Origin of the sequence: Insolitispirillum peregrinum, from assembly GCF_900156605.1 — a bacterium.
In the GTDB taxonomy this organism is placed as follows: Bacteria; Pseudomonadota; Alphaproteobacteria; order Rhodospirillales; family Rhodospirillaceae; genus Insolitispirillum; species Insolitispirillum peregrinum.
Genome location: NZ_FTOA01000002.1, coordinates 663,556 through 678,091, shown reverse-complemented (window position 1 = coordinate 678,091; position 14,536 = coordinate 663,556). Strand labels below are relative to the sequence as shown.

18 protein-coding genes and 1 tRNA gene are annotated in these 14,536 nt (G+C 62.9%); 12 read left to right on the top strand and 7 right to left on the bottom strand.

Features of this window, described 5'->3' with window-relative positions:
* Positions 1-27: 27 nt before the first annotated feature.
* Positions 28-207: a hypothetical protein gene (locus BW995_RS07110; protein ID WP_076399456.1), complete on the bottom strand. Its 180-nt coding sequence runs from the start codon at positions 205-207 to the stop codon at positions 28-30.
* A gap of 148 nt (positions 208-355) precedes the next feature.
* On the opposite strand from BW995_RS07110, the gene mepA reads away from it, so the two are divergent.
* Positions 356-1,207, top strand: coding sequence for a penicillin-insensitive murein endopeptidase (gene mepA / locus BW995_RS07105; protein WP_076399657.1), 852 nt, complete (start codon positions 356-358; stop codon positions 1,205-1,207).
* A gap of 12 nt (positions 1,208-1,219) precedes the next feature.
* Here mepA and BW995_RS07100 read toward each other — a convergent pair whose 3' ends face one another.
* Positions 1,220-2,215, bottom strand: coding sequence for a zinc ABC transporter substrate-binding protein (locus tag BW995_RS07100; RefSeq protein WP_076399455.1), 996 nt, complete (start codon positions 2,213-2,215; stop codon positions 1,220-1,222).
* A 124-nt stretch (positions 2,216-2,339) separates the two neighbouring features.
* Here BW995_RS07100 and BW995_RS07095 point away from each other — a divergent pair, with 124 nt between their 5' ends.
* The 9 genes from BW995_RS07095 (at position 2,340) to BW995_RS07055 (ending at position 9,810) form a co-directional block, all read left to right on the top strand.
* The gene (locus BW995_RS07095; RefSeq protein WP_245821314.1) at positions 2,340-2,960 is read left to right on the top strand and encodes a Fur family transcriptional regulator; all 621 of its coding nucleotides are present in this window, start codon (positions 2,340-2,342) and stop codon (positions 2,958-2,960) included.
* The gene (locus BW995_RS07090; RefSeq protein ID WP_076399454.1) at positions 2,957-3,796 is read left to right on the top strand and encodes an ATP-binding cassette domain-containing protein; all 840 of its coding nucleotides are present in this window, start codon (positions 2,957-2,959) and stop codon (positions 3,794-3,796) included. The genes BW995_RS07095 and BW995_RS07090 overlap by 4 nt, the downstream gene beginning before the upstream one ends.
* Positions 3,789-4,598 (top strand): metal ABC transporter permease, encoded by an 810-nt coding sequence (locus BW995_RS07085; protein WP_076399453.1) that lies wholly within the window; start codon positions 3,789-3,791, stop codon positions 4,596-4,598. Before BW995_RS07090 ends, BW995_RS07085 begins: the two co-directional genes overlap by 8 nt.
* 509 nt (positions 4,599-5,107) lie before the next feature.
* On the top strand, positions 5,108-6,070 hold the full coding sequence (locus BW995_RS07080) for a hypothetical protein (RefSeq protein WP_322099114.1): 963 nt from the start codon (positions 5,108-5,110) through the stop codon (positions 6,068-6,070).
* A 111-nt stretch (positions 6,071-6,181) separates the two neighbouring features.
* A complete protein-coding gene (locus BW995_RS07075; RefSeq protein WP_076399451.1) occupies positions 6,182-6,838 on the top strand; it encodes a Crp/Fnr family transcriptional regulator in 657 nt (218 codons plus the stop codon).
* Between the two features lie 23 nt (positions 6,839-6,861).
* A complete protein-coding gene (locus BW995_RS07070) occupies positions 6,862-7,365 on the top strand; it encodes a hypothetical protein (RefSeq protein ID WP_076399450.1) in 504 nt (167 codons plus the stop codon).
* Positions 7,366-7,520: 155 nt separating this feature from the next.
* On the top strand, positions 7,521-8,393 hold the full coding sequence (locus BW995_RS07065; protein ID WP_076399449.1) for a branched-chain amino acid aminotransferase: 873 nt from the start codon (positions 7,521-7,523) through the stop codon (positions 8,391-8,393).
* 79 nt (positions 8,394-8,472) lie between these two features.
* Positions 8,473-8,880 carry a tellurite resistance TerB family protein gene (locus BW995_RS07060; RefSeq protein ID WP_076399448.1) on the top strand — a complete coding sequence of 136 codons (408 nt, stop codon included), beginning with the start codon at positions 8,473-8,475 and terminating at the stop codon, positions 8,878-8,880.
* A gap of 15 nt (positions 8,881-8,895) precedes the next feature.
* Positions 8,896-9,810 (top strand): NAD(P)-dependent oxidoreductase, encoded by a 915-nt coding sequence (locus BW995_RS07055; protein ID WP_076399447.1) that lies wholly within the window; start codon positions 8,896-8,898, stop codon positions 9,808-9,810.
* 7 nt (positions 9,811-9,817) lie between these two features.
* Here the strand turns inward: BW995_RS07055 and BW995_RS07050 are convergent, their stop codons facing one another.
* The gene (locus tag BW995_RS07050) at positions 9,818-10,183 is read right to left on the bottom strand and encodes a DUF2293 domain-containing protein (protein WP_076399655.1); all 366 of its coding nucleotides are present in this window, start codon (positions 10,181-10,183) and stop codon (positions 9,818-9,820) included.
* 48 nt (positions 10,184-10,231) lie between these two features.
* Positions 10,232-10,321: transfer RNA gene (locus BW995_RS07045), tRNA-Ser, on the bottom strand.
* A 324-nt stretch (positions 10,322-10,645) separates the two neighbouring features.
* On the opposite strand from BW995_RS07045, the gene BW995_RS07040 reads away from it, so the two are divergent.
* The gene (locus tag BW995_RS07040) at positions 10,646-10,912 is read left to right on the top strand and encodes a hypothetical protein (RefSeq protein WP_139332800.1); all 267 of its coding nucleotides are present in this window, start codon (positions 10,646-10,648) and stop codon (positions 10,910-10,912) included.
* Positions 10,913-11,279: 367 nt separating this feature from the next.
* Here BW995_RS07040 and BW995_RS07035 read toward each other — a convergent pair whose 3' ends face one another.
* The gene (locus BW995_RS07035) at positions 11,280-12,329 is read right to left on the bottom strand and encodes a zinc transporter ZntB (protein ID WP_076399445.1); all 1,050 of its coding nucleotides are present in this window, start codon (positions 12,327-12,329) and stop codon (positions 11,280-11,282) included.
* A gap of 124 nt (positions 12,330-12,453) precedes the next feature.
* Between BW995_RS07035 and BW995_RS07030 the strand changes: the two genes are divergently transcribed.
* Positions 12,454-12,642 (top strand): YgaP family membrane protein, encoded by a 189-nt coding sequence (locus BW995_RS07030; RefSeq protein WP_076399444.1) that lies wholly within the window; start codon positions 12,454-12,456, stop codon positions 12,640-12,642.
* A 24-nt stretch (positions 12,643-12,666) separates the two neighbouring features.
* Here BW995_RS07030 and pip read toward each other — a convergent pair whose 3' ends face one another.
* Positions 12,667-13,704, bottom strand: a complete 1,038-nt coding sequence (pip, locus tag BW995_RS07025) for a prolyl aminopeptidase (RefSeq protein ID WP_245821312.1) — start codon at positions 13,702-13,704, stop codon at positions 12,667-12,669.
* Complete coding sequence (locus BW995_RS07020) at positions 13,697-14,329, bottom strand: response regulator transcription factor (protein WP_175617008.1); 633 nt, start codon at positions 14,327-14,329, stop codon at positions 13,697-13,699. The genes pip and BW995_RS07020 overlap by 8 nt, the downstream gene beginning before the upstream one ends.
* Positions 14,330-14,536 lie beyond the last annotated feature (207 nt).

Below are 14,536 nucleotides of genomic sequence, written 5' to 3'. Positions count from 1 at the left end.
GCCGTTTGCCATTCCGGGATGGCCCGTTCACTCGCTCGCGCCGTGCTCCGGGGCAGCCTGCCAGCTTTCGATTTCCAGCTTTTTGGCTGGCTTCAGGCCCTTTTTGGCCCATTCATCAATGCCGTCCCGCCACATGAAGGACAAGGATTCCAGATCCTGTTCCGACAGTTCGTTTTCGGTTGAAATGGTGTAAACGTATTTGGGCATGGTCTGCTCCTGCCAAGGGTGATGCGTCGCGCACACCGGATGCCATCCGGGTGCGGGTGAGAGCTCTGGGGGGGAGCAGCCAGAAACCTGTCCTGTAGCGAAGCGCGACTGCCGCCACGCGTCAAGCCTGATGATCGAGACCTGCCGCATGAATCGACCTGTTTCCCTGCTTCTGGCCCTGCCGATGACTGTGATGGCTCTCTCGCAGGCCAGTGCGGCCGGATGGTCTGATATCAAAACACCGACCAAAGAGGCACCGCGCTCCATCGGTCGCCCGAATCTCGGCTGTCTGGCCGGTGGGGTGGCCTTGCCGCTGGATGGCGTCGGCTATCACGTCCTGCGCCCCCAGCGAAATCGCTTTTATGGCCAGCCGGTGCTGCTGAAAACCATCACCGCGGTGGCCGAACAGATGGCAAAGCAGGGCCACGGGTCAATCCTGATCGGTGACATGAGCCAGCCACGCGGCGGGCGGATGAATTTTGGTCACGCCAGCCATCAGACCGGTCTGGATGTCGATCTGTGGCTGAAGATGCAGACCGGCCCGCTCAGTGCATCCGACCGGGCCGAGCCACAGGCCGTTTCCATGGTTCCGGTCGGTGCCCGGCAGGCCGACCCGACTTTGTGGGGACCGGCCCAGAGCGATCTGGTCCGCATCGCCGCCCAGCAGCCCGCCGTGGTGCGGATTTTCGCCAATCCGGCGATCAAGGCCACCCTGTGCCAGACCTTTGCTCCGCACGGCGAGGCCTCGGCTCCGGCCTGGCTGCGAAAAGTCCGACCATGGAAGGGGCATGATGAACATATCCATCTGCGCCTGTCCTGCCCGCCGGGAAACCGGGACTGCGTTGATCAGGACCCGCCCCCGTCAGGCAGCGGCTGTGGCGCCGAGTTGCAGGCGTGGTTCGAGCCACCGGTCACGCCAACCCTGCGGATACCGGTCGAACCGCCGCCACCGGCTCCGACGCTGCCAAAAGCCTGTCAGGCCGTGCTGTCGCAAAAATAGCGACGTGCAATATCAATGCGGTGCCAGCAGGCAGTCGCGCAGGCTGCGGGCGGCCTCCCGCAGGGTTTGCGGATACTGCTGGGGTCCAGCCGGGAACGCCTGCCCCAGCGGATCAAGCACCGCGATGGTCGCCGGGGAATTTTCCGCCACCACCTTCGGCAAGCGGTCGGAAAACTGCGGTTCGGCGAAAATGCAGCGCACACCTGTTTCCTTGATGTGTGTACGCAACTCGGCCAGTCGCCGGGCCCCCATCGGCTGGCCCGGATCAATGGTCAACGCCCCGACAGCGGTCAGGCCATAGCGTTTTTCCATATGCTGATAGGCATCATGGAACACTAGAAACGGCAGGCGTTGAACCGGGATCAGGGTCTCGCGCAATTCCTCGTCCAAAGCCTGGAGCGACTGGTCCAGACGCTGGGCCCGCTGCTGATAGGCGGCGGCGTGCTCCGGGTCAGCCTTGGCCAGTGCATCGGCCATTGCCGCCACCCATGCACGGGCATTGGCCGGGTTCATCCACAGGTGCTGGTCTTCGCCATGCTCTTCGTCATGGCCCTCGGCTGCATTATGGTCATGATGATCATGAGACTCGTCGGCTTTGCCCTGAGCCTCGTCGTCATGGTGATGCTCTCCCCACGGCCCGCCCTGTCGCAACGGCAGATGCTCGACACCCGGAACCTCTGCCAGTTCGACGATGATTGCATGGCGCGGCACGCTGCCCAGAACGCGCGGCAGAAAACTTTCCAGCCCCGGACCGACCCAGAAAATCACGTCCGCTTCGGCGAGGGCGACCGTATCCGATGGCTTCATGGCGTAAGTATGCGGCGATGTTCCCGTCGGGACCAGTTGCCGCACCTCTCCCACGCCATCCATCAGGGCGGCGGCCAGGGACTGGACCGGTGCAATCGAGGCCACCACCGCCGGAGCCGCCACCGCCGGTCGGGCCACCGACAGGCCAGCGACAACAGACAACACGGCCAGAACAGCACAGGCAGAACGGACGAACGGCATGGAAATTCCTGCTGGCAAGAGGAGAGACTTTGACGGATTGGTCAAACAGGTCTACATATGGAGGCACAAAGACATAGATGTTATAACATAACAACTCAAGACCTTGCTGTCACCGGATGATGTGATGCCGATGCGCGCCCTGTTCCCTGTTCCGCATCCTTTTCGGAGTCCTTCTGCCGATACAGGCGGAGCCTCCCCTGCCTTTCTGCCGGTCGGGCACGATCATGCCCAGTGCCGCCGCGATGCCCTGGACAAAGCCGAAGAACAGTGCCGCCAGCACGGTGCCCGCCTGACCGATATCCGGCGCAAGGTGCTCGACATCCTGTGGGATGATCATCGCCCGATCAGCGCCTATGACATTCTGCACCGGCTGAATGCTCAAAGCGCCATCGACAGTCCGCACAGCAAACCCGCCGCCCCACCGGTGGTCTATCGCGCGCTGGATTTCCTGATCACCCACGGTCTGGCCCACAAGCTGACCAGCCTGAACGCCTTTATCGGCAGCGCCCATCCGGGCCGCCAGCACGGCGCGCAGTTTTTCATCTGTCGGTCCTGCCACACGGTGGCCGAAGTGCGCAGCGCGCGCATCGGACAGGAAATTTCGGCGGCAGCGGCGGTGCTGGGGTTTGAGGTTCAGGCCCCGGTGGTCGAGGTCGAAGGCTTGTGTCCGGCCTGTCGCCCGGCCCATAGCGCCCCTTGCGCCGGGCACGACAGCGCCTGTGCCTGCGGACAGTCGGAACCATGATGAACGCCCCGTTTCCTGACCTGCCGCTGCCCCTGTCCCCCGAACACACCGTCACCCCGCTGATCGAAGCCCGCGGCCTGAGCATCACCAAGGGCCGACGGACGATTCTCGATGGCGTTGATCTGGCTGTCCATGATGGCGAAATCATCACCATCGTCGGCCCCAATGGTGCCGGGAAAAGCACCCTGCTGCGGGCCTTGATGGGGCTGGAACGTCCGACCCGAGGCGACATCCAGCGCCAGAGTGGCCTGAAAATCGGCTATCTACCGCAAAAACTGCACCTTGATCCGGTCCTGCCGCTGACCGTCGAGCGCCTGCTGACCCTGACTCATCGCCACAGCCCGGCGGCAGTTCAGGCCGCCCTGACCGAAGTGCAGGTTCCGCACCTGCTGCGGGCGCAGGTCCATGGCTTGTCAGGCGGTGAAATGCAGCGTGTTCTGCTCGCCCGCGCCATCCTGCGCGAGCCGCAGGTACTGTTTCTGGATGAACCGACGCAGGGCGTTGACTATGCCGGGCAGATCGAACTGTATGACCTGATCGGCACCGTGCGCTACCGTCACCGCTGCGCGGTGGTGATGATCTCGCATGATCCGCATGTGGTCACCGCCACCACCGACCGGGTGGTGTTCCTGCATCACCGGATCTGTTGCGCTGGTCGACCGGAAACCGTCACCCGTCATCCCGATTATCTGCGTCTGTTTGGCGGGGCTGCCGCCGGGCATCTGGCGGTTTATACCCACCATCACCACCACACCCGCCCGACAGAAACCAGTGATGCCGTTGGTGGCTGCGACTGCACGGCCCCCTCAGCCCGTCCGGGGTCTCCACATGCTTGAGCTGCTGTCCCAGGATTTTGTGATTCGTGCCGGTGTTGCCGGCATCGGCGTTGCCTGTGCCGCTGGTCCGCTGGGCTGCCTGATTGTCTGGCGGCGGATGTCGTATTTTGGCGATGCCATGGCCCATTCGGCCCTGCTCGGCATTGCGCTCGGTCTGTGGCTGGGTCTGGACCTGATCGGCAGCGTGGCCGCTGTCGGTATCGCCCTTGCGGCCTTTCTTGCCGTCCTGATGCGGCAACGGCTGGTGGCCCCGGATACCCTGCTCGGCATCTTTTCCCACGGCGCTCTGGCCAGCGGCCTGATCGTGCTTGGCTTTCTGGGAACGGTGCGCATTGATCTGCACGGCTGGCTGTTCGGTGACATTCTGGCCGTGGCCGACAGCGAACTGTGGTGGATCTGGGGGGGAGCCGTGGCAGTGGTAGTCTGCCTGCTGGCCCTGTGGCGGGTGTTGCTGGCCGCCACGGTCAACAGCGAACTGGCGCGGGCCGAAGGCATGCCGGTCAGTCTGGCCGAAGGTGCCTTCATGCTGATGATGGCCCTGACCGTGGCTGCCGCCATCAAGGTGGTCGGTGTGGTGCTGACCACCGCCCTGCTGATCATCCCCGCCGCCGCCGCCCGCCAGTGGGCGCGCACCCCGGAGTCCATGGCCCTGTCGGCGGCGCTGATCGGCGCGCTATCGGTGCTGATCGGGGTCGGTAGTTCCTTGCAGTGGGACAGCCCGGCAGGACCTTCAATCGTGGTTTCCTGTGTGGTGATTTTTCTGTCGGCCTTTACCGGACGACTGCTGTTGCGCCGCGCCTGAGGACGTGACACCATCCCGCAGGTTCCGTACCAGGCAGAAAGCCTGCCTCTTGTCGTTGCATCCCGACCTTTCGGGCCGGGACGGCTCTCCGGAACGGCCCGCGCTGTGGCAGAACTGTCCCACCCGTGCCCGTTTCTGCGCCACAAAGCCCTTATCCGGCGGAAGAGTGCTTGTAAATGCGACTTGTCCCGAGTAAACGCTTTCAGTAAACTCGCCGGGAACCTGGAGCGGGGGGGGAACTTCAAGATCCCGCCAAGTCCTTGCCAAACATACCCGATCCCGGCCGGGCGTCGGCAATAACCAAAGGTAGTTCGATGGCGCTGTCCAAATCGCGAATCCTCGTTCTTGGCGCGGCATTCGCTCTTGCGGGATGTTCTTTCGCTTCTGATGCCCTCTTCCCGTCGCTCGGCGGTCCCGAAGGGACGCAACAAGGCCAACCCGCTGCCACTGGCACGGGATCATCCGCGGTCGAAGCCAGCCCCGACGCCAGCCTGAATGGCCCGCCCTCGATGGGAAGCACCAATTTTGTGCCGGGTTCCGTCACCCCCGGCAGCTCGACCGGCACCTTTGTCGGCCAGAAGGTGCAGGGCTTCCGTGGCGAGCTGCGTCAGTTGCAAGACACCGTGCGTCAGCGCAATCAGATCCTGCAATCGATTCGCAACGAAACGGTGCAGGACAGCCAGCGGTATCACGAAACGATTGCGACCGTGAATGCCCGCCTGCAGGTTGGCACCACCCCCGGCAACCCGGTCCTGAACCAGAAGTGGAGCATGGCGCAGGGTCAGCTCGACAAGCTCAATCAGGACATCGCCGGCATGAACCAGCTCGCCACCCAGGTGGCCAGCGACAGTGCGATGGCCGCCTACCTGCTCGACAGCGTGCGCGCCGCCTATGGCCTGTCCGGTGCGGTCGAAGAAGACCATCGTCAGCTGCGGATTCTGGAAGACGAAACCAACCAGACCACAGTGCTGATTGAACGCCTGCTGTCCGAACTGTCACAGGACATTTCGCGCCAGCAGTCCTATGTCTCGAACGAGCGCAGCAACCTCAATACCCTCGCCCTCGGAATCAAGAACGGCCAGATGTATGGTGCCTCGCTGGCCAATCAGGCCCTGATGCGCAGCGCTGCCATGGCCCCGGCCGACAACAGCCCGGCCCAGATCGGCAATCGCCGTCCGCTGGTGGTGATCCGTTTCGACCGCAGCAATGTCGCCTATGAACAGCCGCTGTATCAGGCCGTTTCGCGCGCCATCGAACGTCGCCCGGATGCCCAGTTCGACGTGGTGGCCGTCTCGCCGACCGATGGCGCCTCGGCTGGTCAGCAGGCGCTGAACGCCAGCGCCGCCCGCCGTTCGGCGGAACAGGTGGTGCGGTCGCTGTCCGACATGGGGCTGGCCCCCGGTCAGATCCGCATGTCATCGACCACCAGCGCCTCTGTTGGTACCAACGAGGTCCATGTCTACGTGCGCTAAACAGAACTCCTCCCTCGTAGGAGGAAATTCGTCTGTTGTCGACTATAGGCTCCCGCTTTGGGAGCCTATATTTTTGTGGTCTGTTGCCCTCATCCTGTCCTGCGGTACGTCATGATCCCGGAACTGCTGACGACCTTTCCCGCCTTGATGGCGCTCGATGCCCCGGCCCGGACGATGCTGGCTGGCGCAGCGCGTCCGGTTGCCCTGCCGGCCGGAACGGTGGTCTTTGCCGATGGTGCGCCCTGTCAGGCCTTTACCCTGCTGACAGGCGGGTGCATCCGGGTGCAGAAAGTGGCCGAGACCGGCCGCGAGATCGTGCTGTACCGGGTCGAAGCCGGGCAGACCTGCGTGCTGACCACCAACTGCCTGCTGGCCGAGACCGCCTATGGCGCCGAAGGCATCACCGAGACGCCGGTGCAGGGTTACATCCTGCCGCCCGCGATCTTTCAGAGCCTGCTGGCGTCCTCACAAGCCTTTCGGACCTTTGTGTTTTCCGCCTATGCCAGCCGGATCAGCGATTTGTTGATGCTGATCGAGGAGGTGGCCTTTGGGCGCATCGACAGCCGTCTGGCCCACCTGCTGCTTCAGCGGGCCGAGCAGGACATGCTGCAAGCCACTCATCAGGAGCTGGCCACCGATCTGGGCAGCGCCCGCGAAGTCATTTCGCGCCAGTTGAAAGATTTTGAGCGACGCGGCTGGGTTGCCCTGGCGCGTGGACGCATACACCTTTTGGAAAAACCTGCCCTGTTACAGTTGGCAAGCCGATAACCCCAAGCGAAGAGGCCGTTGCGATGACCAGCCCCCATTCCCTGCTGCACCGGCTCCCTGTGGCCCTGCTTTTTCTTGCCCTTGCGACGCTGGGCAGCACCGCAGTCCGGGCCGAGTCCGGGCCGGATGGCATGCCGGGCGAAAAGACCTTTCGCATCATCTGCCAGAGCTGCCATCTGGAAAGCCTGGATCTGGCTGCGGCCGGGCCGGACGGCGACAGCGCGCTGGCCGCCCCGCCGATGGACTGGCTCAGCACCGCCATCCGCATGCGGCAGAACAACGACGAAGCCGAGTTTGTCGGCCATGTGGTCAGCTATCTGCGCCTGCCCGGTCTGGAACGCTCGCTGCTGCCCGGTGATGTCATTGCCCGCCACGGCGTGATGCCGCCGATCAGTGAGTATGGCCCGGACCTGACCTATGACGACCTGACGGCCGTCGCCAGCTGGATCTATGGCCATTACAATTACAAAAAGCTGCTCCCCCAACTGCAAAAACACCTGCAAAGCCGACAGGGCAGTTCACAATAACCAGCAGCACACCCTTGCCGTCGTTGGACAAACGGGCCCTTCCCTGCGTATCCTGATGGTTCTGGCCGTCCCCCGTTCACGGCTGCCCTCCCGCCGGTAGCGGTTCAGGCAGCGACGCAGCCAGACTCTCAGCATCACAGGAGGCCCGCTGTCCGATGGCTCACTCTGCTCCCCCCGCCTCATCCCTGACCAGTCTGGTCTATGCCGATGGGCGCTGGCATGAAGGCAATCCGCCCTTGCTGGGTCCGCTGACCCACGGCGTATGGCTGGGATCGACCATTTTCGATGGTGCCCGCTATTTCGAAGGCACCGCCCCGGACCTGATCCCTCACTGCGAGCGGGCGGTGCGCTCGGCCCGGCTGCTGGGGCTGCAACCGATGATCACCGGTCAGGAAATCGCCGAACTGGCATGGGAAGGCATCATGCGCTTCCCGTCCGACGTTGCCCTGTACATCAAGCCACTGTTCTGGGGCGGTGGCGGCTTTATCGTCCCGGACCCGGCCTCGACCTGCTTTGCGCTGGCGCTGAATGTCTCGCCGATGCCCGAGCCCACCGGCTTTTCGGCCTGTCTGTCCAGCTTCCGCCGTCCGGCACTCGACATGGCGCCAACGATGGCCAAGGCATCGTGTCTGTATCCCAACGTCGCCCGCTGTGTTGCCGAGGCACAGGGCAAGGGCTTTGATACCGCCGTGGTGCGCGACCCGAACGGCAATATCGCCGAGTTTGCCTACAACAACCTGTTTTACGCCAAGGATGGGCAGGTCCACACCCCAGCCCCCAATGGCACCTTCCTCAATGGCCTGACCCGTCAGCGCATCATCGGCCTGTTGCGTGATGATGGTGTCGAGGTGATCGAGCGCGCCATTTCCTTTGCCGAGCTGATGGAGGCCGACGAAGTGTTTGCCACCGGAAACTATGCCAAGGTTGGCCCCTGCACCCGGCTGGAAGACCGCACCCTTGACCCCGGCCCCTTTGCCGCCCGCGCCCGCGCGCTGTACTGGGAATTCGCCCGCGCCTCGGCTCGCTGAGCAGCAGGGTAACACAACGGGCACCGCGCTTTGCACGGCATCCCCGGTATAAAAACAAGATCCTCAGGAGGACTTCGCCATGACCACCGCACACCATGCTGCCCTGATCCATACCATGGTGATGATTGCAGCCTGTGACGGCGACCTGAACAATACGGAACTCCGCACCATCGACGCGCTGGTCCACAGCCTGCCGGTGTTCCGGGATTACAAGGTTGATCACCTCGATGCCGACGCCGCCGCCTGCGCGCAGCTGATGGCCGACGAAGACGGGTTGGAGCAGGCTTTGGAGCAGATCGTCAATGGCCTGCCGGAAAAACTGACCGAAACCGCCTATCTGGTCGCCTGTGAAGTGGCTGCTGCAGACCATGCCCTGCAACAGGAAGAACTGCGCCTGCTGGAAATCCTGCGCCACCGCCTTGGGATCGACCGCCTGCATGCCGCCGCAATCGAGCGCGGAGTTCGTGCCCGCTTCGTGACCCTGTAACCAGAGGCCCCCCATATGCCTGCCTATGCCCCGCTTGCCGGAACCTCTGTTGGCCTGATCGGGTTGGGCCTGATGGGCTTCCCCATGGCACGCCGCCTGCACGCCTGCGGAGCAAGCGTTGCGGTCTGGACCCGATCCGGGGAAACCCTGCAGGCAGCGGCCAACGAAGGCCTGATCCCGATGACCTCTGCCGCCGAGGTGGTCCGCCGCAGCAGCATCACCATCCTGATGCTGGTTGACACCCCGGCGGTTGCCTCGGTCCTGCATGAGCCGGAGCGGGGGATTCTGGCCGGGCTCAGGCGTGCGACCGCCTCGCCGCTGATCATCGACATGGGCACCACCGCCGTCAGCGCCACCCATCAGTTTGCGGCAGCGGTCAACGAGGCTGGCGGATGCTGGCTGGATGCCCCTGTTTCCGGCGGCGTGGTCGGTGCCACCGACGGCACCCTGACCATCATGGCCGGGGGAAGCGATGACAGCTTTGCCCGTGCCCTGCCGGTTTTGCAAAGCCTTGGCCGTCACATCACCCATGTCGGGGCGGTGGCTGCCGGGCAAGTGGCAAAGGCGGCCAATCAGGTGATTGTCGGGCTGACCATCGGGGCGGTGTCCGAGGCGATGGCACTGGCCCGCCGGGCTGGCGTCGAACCGGCCCGCCTGCGCCACGCCCTGATGGGGGGCTTTGCCGCCTCGCGCATTCTGGACCTGCATGGTCAGCGGATGGCCGAGGGCAACTTTGCCCCCGGTGGCCGCTCGGTCACCCAGCGCAAGGATTTACAGCAGGCACTGGATCTGGCTGAACAGCTCGACTTGACCCTGCCCGCCACCACCCTCTGCCGGGATTTGTACGATCAATTGATTGCCCAGGGAGACGGCGGGCTTGACCACTCGGCGCTGGTGCGGGTGATCGACGACTGGCCGGAAAAGAGCTGAAGACCGGTCAGGGATCGCTGGCTTCGCTCGCAGACACCTGACGGCGGCAGCCCCATGTCTTCAGGGTCGCATTGATGGCCGCAAGGACAAAAAAACGGGCCGCTTCGTGCGCATAGCCGCTGTCCAGCAGGCTATCATAGTCGGTGTGCACATGGCGCACCACCGCAACCAGTGACAACCACGCCGCCGTTTCCGGTGCCGCATGGCGCAGGCCGGGGGACCCGACAGCATGATCAACCACTTCTGAATATTCAAAGGAGGGAATACCGGGGGCAAGGGCTCGGACCGCTCGCCGAATCCGGCTGTGCCGGTCACTGGCCTCAGGGCCCTCTGGGAAGCCCTTGACGGCAGAACTGCGTCCTTTGCGGCCCATCAAAATCCCCATAAAGCAACAGCCCGCCTTTAGGGCGGGCTGTTACAGTGGCGGTGAGGGTGGGATTCGAACCCACGATACCCTTTCGAGTATACACACTTTCCAGGCGTGCGCCTTCAACCACTCGGCCACCTCACCAGAACGACGTCGCCGGTAAACCGCCGTCCGTCGTGGAGACGGATATCTATCGAAATTCAAAAGGGAACGCAACCAAAGAATTGCGTCTCATGGATTTTTTTTACGCGCCCTTATAACGGGTGAAATGTAACGATCAATGTTGATTTTTGATCCTCTCCGGCGTTACTCTCTTAGTCCATAATAGCTATGGTTCGCTGGGGACGGCCCTTTACTCGCCATCAGGTAAAAGAACATTGACATTGTTCGCCTTTTGGTGCCAATCCCCCTTGCGGTATCCGGTCGCTATACGGCAGGGGAGACACAATGCTCGGTCGACTGTTAGGTATGACGGTACTGGTTCTGTCTGTGGTGATGGCGTCTGGCGAAGGCGTCATGGCTGTTGGGACAGGAACTTATGACAGTTTGGCGGTCGGGGAGGTCTGGACCCTGCTGTCCGGTCATCCGGCCCTCGGCGATGCCAGCCTGCCATGGATGCGCGATGTCATGCATTTACCCGCGTGGAGCATGACCATGGCATTCGGGCTGATGCTGTGTTTCGCCTACCGTCGCCGGACTCCCAAGCGGCGCATGATGTTCCGAACCCTGCCGTAAAAACCCCTGCCCTGCCGTCTCGGGCCGTAGGCGTTCAATAGACGCCACAGGACAGGGCGGCCAGAAAACAGGATCATGGAGCGCTGTTCCGGACCTCGCCGGGGCCGTTAGGCCCCGGACCCCATTGACCTTATTTTTAAAGAAGAATGGGGGCTTGGGGGCATCGCCACCAAACGGGTTCGGGCGGTAGCCCGCACTGATCCCGCCAACTGTCATGTCCTGTGATCTGTCGCAGTGATTTTACGAAAACCGGTTCCCACTTTTCGCACAATGCTTTAGAGCGTTTTTGCACCGAGCGAAAACGCTCTTCCCTTTTAGCGCCGCATTTTCCGAGCCGTTGACCGTCGACGGTCAGCTTGAAAATGCTCTAGAACCACCGCATCTTGCGGAACAGCCACAGCTCGGCGGCGGCAAGGCACATCATCAGGGCGCAAACGACGGTAAAGCCCAGCGAGCTGTCGGCCAGAGGCACGCCACCGACATTGATCCCCAGCAGGCCGGTCAAAAAGGACAGCGGCAGGAATACCCCGGTGGCCAGCGTCAAAATATAGATACGCTGGTTCAGGCGGTCATTCTGGCGGCTGCTGAGCTCGTCTTTCAGCACCAGCGCCCGTTCCCGCGAGGACTCCAGCGATTCCACGTACCGCACCACCTGTTCGACGGTTTCACGCAGGGCTTCGTGGTCCATGCCATGGAGTGCCGGGTGATTGAGGGTCAGCATGTGCGACAACGCTTCACGCTGGGGCAGCATGTGGCGGCGCAGGGCAATCACCATCGGGCGGATCTTTTGCACTGTCTCGCGCGCCAGCCGCTCGTCGATGCGGACCTCGGGACCATCGAGCGAATCTTCGGCACCATCAAGGTCGTTTTCGATCTCTTCCAGCAGGACTTCCATCCGTCCGGCCAGACTGCTGGCCAGGGCATCGACGATTCCGGCGATATGGTGTGGCCCATGGCCGTCGGTCAGGGCTTGCGACAGATCGTTCAGGGCGCGCAGGCGGCGCTGCCGAACGGAAATCACCCGCCCCGGTTCAACCCACATGCGGACGCTGATCATGTCTTCGGGAGCACTGCCGGGGTTCAGGTTGACCCCACGCAGGACAATCAGCACGCCGTGACCATAAACCTGACAGCGCGGGCGGGTGGCTTCGGCCAGCAGGGCGCGGGCGGCCAGCGGGGGAACCCCGGCACCGCCTTCGCTGCGTTTGCCTTTCAGCCAGCGACGCACGTCCTGCTGTTTACGGTCCAGATGGACCCATTGCCCGGTCTGGGCTCCGTGCGCTTCGGCGGGCGGAGCCCAGCGGCTGACGCCATCCCAGTCCAGAGGCGTGCCACCGCCATGACCATCAAGATCCCAGGCAAGAATCAGGCCTTGTGTTGGTGGCTGGTCCAGCAGTGATGGCAGTACGGCAGACATCAGACTATGGCTCCCTGAGGTGGTGGTTCACTGTGAATATGATTTTTCTGTGATGTAGTCACAGACGGGCCGGAGAATGCGGCAGATACTTGCGCCATTCACTCTTGCATGACGGAGGCATTCCATGAACAAGAACGTCGGCGGCCTGGACCGCATTCTGCGCATCATCGTTGGCCTTGTGCTGATTGCCCTTGCGGTGTTCGGGATTTTCAGCCCGTGGGGCTATATCGGGGTGGTTCCCCTGTTCACCGGCCTGATCGGCTGGTGCCCGGCGTACCTGCCGTTTGGCATTCGCACCTGCAAGCTGCCGTAAGGTCCATCGTGGCGGGCTACCGGGTTACGGGGTCATCCCGTGACCCGGCTGGATGCGCTCGGCCATGGTGGCGGTGGCGTGCAGCAAGCCCCGACGGATGCCAGGCTCCAGCGCCGAGTGTCCGGCGTCGGGGATGATGGTCAGGGTGCTGCCCGGCCAGCCCTGATGGACGGCCCACGCCGTTTCCGGCGGGCAGACCAGATCATGGCGACCCTGCAGGATGATGCAGGGCAAATGGTTGATCCGGCCCAATCCGGCCAGCAAGGCACCTTCAGCCATGAAGCCCCGGTGGACCATGTAATGGGCTTCCAGACGGGCGATGGCCAGAAAGGGCAAGGGCCCGCGTTGCCCGTCAAAGGCAGCGGGGGGCGGGCCTGCGTGCGGCTGGCTGTGCAGGCGGGCACAGGCATCTTCGTGGCTGGCCCAGGCATAGGCTGCCGGGCCATGGATGCGCGGGTCTTGATGACTCAGGCGATGGTAATAGGCGGTCAACAGGTCACCGCGTTCGACGGGCGGCAAGGCGGCAAGGAACTGTTGATACGATTCCGGATGGAACTTGCCCATGCCGGTCAGGAACCAGTCTATTTCGTGCTGCTGACACAAAAAGACGCCGCGCAGGACAAAGCCCAGCACCCGTTCGGGGTGCGCCTGCCCATAGGCCAGCGCCAGTGTTGACCCCCACGAGCCACCGAACAGCAGCCAGTGGTCAACGCCAAGGTGACAGCGCAGGATTTCCAGATCGGCGACCAGATGGGCGGTGGTGTTGTGGGCGATACTGGCATAGGGACGGGATCGTCCGCTGCCGCGCTGATCGAACAGGATGATCCGGTAGCGGGCCGGGTCGAAAAACCGTCGATGCACGGTGCTGAAGCCTGCACCGGGCCCCCCATGCAGAAACACGACGGGAATGCCGGATGGGTTCCCGGCGACTTCCCAGTACAGGTGATGACCATCCCCGACATCCAGCAGGCCACTGGCCAGCGTCGGGCTGTCGGGATAGCCGGTTTCCGTCAAAAACATCGCCGCCGAAGCGGGAGAGCCGCCTGACGGGGCGTCACTCATCGGCAATCAACCCCATTTTGCGCCCCAGACGGACCGCTGCCACGCGGTTGGATGTGCCGAGCTTCTCAAAAATGTTGGCGACGTGATTCTTCACCGTCGGCAAGGCGGTATCAAGGATACGGGCGATTTCCTTGTTGCTGTGGCCGCGCGAAATCAGGCCCAGGACTTCCTTTTGGCGCGGGCTGAGCGACACGTCCCGCACACCATCGGGCAGCTCTTCTTCGGCTTCCATCGCTTCGTCGGGGAAGAAGGCTTCGCCGTCGAGGATGCTGCTCAGGGCCGACAGGATGTCGCTGATGCTGAACGACTTGGGAATATAGCCCGTTGCACCGGCATCGATCGCTGCCCGCAGGTCGTGGCGCTTTTCCGAGGCGGTCAGCAGGACGATCGGCAGCGTCGGGTTCTTCTGGCGCAGATCCTTGAGGAAGGTCAGGCCTTCCATACCAGGCATGAACAGGTCAAGCACCGCCAGCGCCAGATCGGGCGTGGTGGTGACCACCTCGCCTGCCTCTGCCGCCGTACCGGCTTCGAGAACCTGTGCAGCAAATCCGCGCGCCTCCATCAACAGACGCAATCCTTCGCGGAACACTGCATGGTCATCGGCAAGCAGAACCTTTCCGCACAAGGCTCCTTCTGAGACCTCTCCCGTTAGCACAGCCACCTCTTTTGCATTGGGTTGACCTTGAAAAGCATGATCTGACAAGAGAATTACAGGCATCTGGCAGGCTGGCAAGGTTACAATGCGTCTTTTTGCCTATGGTGGTATAAAAAAGGCTGGTAGAGGCCGTAAAATGCAGTCTCTTACTCCTTATGGGTAGGGGCTGATGAGGGG

What these genes read in the sequence shown, in the direction of transcription:
- BW995_RS07090 (WP_076399454.1), top strand. Translation starts at nt 2,957, where the DNA reads ATGATGAACGCCCCGTTTCCTGACCTGCCGCTGCCCCTGTCCCCCGAA.
- BW995_RS07085 (WP_076399453.1), top strand. Translation starts at nt 3,789, where the DNA reads ATGCTTGAGCTGCTGTCCCAGGATTTTGTGATTCGTGCCGGTGTTGCC.
- BW995_RS07055 (WP_076399447.1), top strand. Translation starts at nt 8,896, where the DNA reads ATGCCTGCCTATGCCCCGCTTGCCGGAACCTCTGTTGGCCTGATCGGG.
- mepA (WP_076399657.1), top strand. Translation starts at nt 356, where the DNA reads ATGAATCGACCTGTTTCCCTGCTTCTGGCCCTGCCGATGACTGTGATG.
- BW995_RS07110 (WP_076399456.1), bottom strand. Translation starts at nt 207, where the DNA reads ATGCCCAAATACGTTTACACCATTTCAACCGAAAACGAACTGTCGGAA.
- BW995_RS07040 (WP_139332800.1), top strand. Translation starts at nt 10,646, where the DNA reads ATGACGGTACTGGTTCTGTCTGTGGTGATGGCGTCTGGCGAAGGCGTC.
- BW995_RS07035 (WP_076399445.1), bottom strand. Translation starts at nt 12,329, where the DNA reads ATGTCTGCCGTACTGCCATCACTGCTGGACCAGCCACCAACACAAGGC.
- BW995_RS07030 (WP_076399444.1), top strand. Translation starts at nt 12,454, where the DNA reads ATGAACAAGAACGTCGGCGGCCTGGACCGCATTCTGCGCATCATCGTT.
- BW995_RS07065 (WP_076399449.1), top strand. Translation starts at nt 7,521, where the DNA reads ATGGCTCACTCTGCTCCCCCCGCCTCATCCCTGACCAGTCTGGTCTAT.
- BW995_RS07075 (WP_076399451.1), top strand. Translation starts at nt 6,182, where the DNA reads ATGATCCCGGAACTGCTGACGACCTTTCCCGCCTTGATGGCGCTCGAT.
- BW995_RS07070 (WP_076399450.1), top strand. Translation starts at nt 6,862, where the DNA reads ATGACCAGCCCCCATTCCCTGCTGCACCGGCTCCCTGTGGCCCTGCTT.
- BW995_RS07100 (WP_076399455.1), bottom strand. Translation starts at nt 2,215, where the DNA reads ATGCCGTTCGTCCGTTCTGCCTGTGCTGTTCTGGCCGTGTTGTCTGTT.
- BW995_RS07060 (WP_076399448.1), top strand. Translation starts at nt 8,473, where the DNA reads ATGACCACCGCACACCATGCTGCCCTGATCCATACCATGGTGATGATT.
- pip (WP_245821312.1), bottom strand. Translation starts at nt 13,704, where the DNA reads ATGAGTGACGCCCCGTCAGGCGGCTCTCCCGCTTCGGCGGCGATGTTT.
- BW995_RS07080 (WP_322099114.1), top strand. Translation starts at nt 5,108, where the DNA reads ATGGGAAGCACCAATTTTGTGCCGGGTTCCGTCACCCCCGGCAGCTCG.
- BW995_RS07095 (WP_245821314.1), top strand. Translation starts at nt 2,340, where the DNA reads ATGCCGATGCGCGCCCTGTTCCCTGTTCCGCATCCTTTTCGGAGTCCT.
- BW995_RS07050 (WP_076399655.1), bottom strand. Translation starts at nt 10,183, where the DNA reads ATGGGCCGCAAAGGACGCAGTTCTGCCGTCAAGGGCTTCCCAGAGGGC.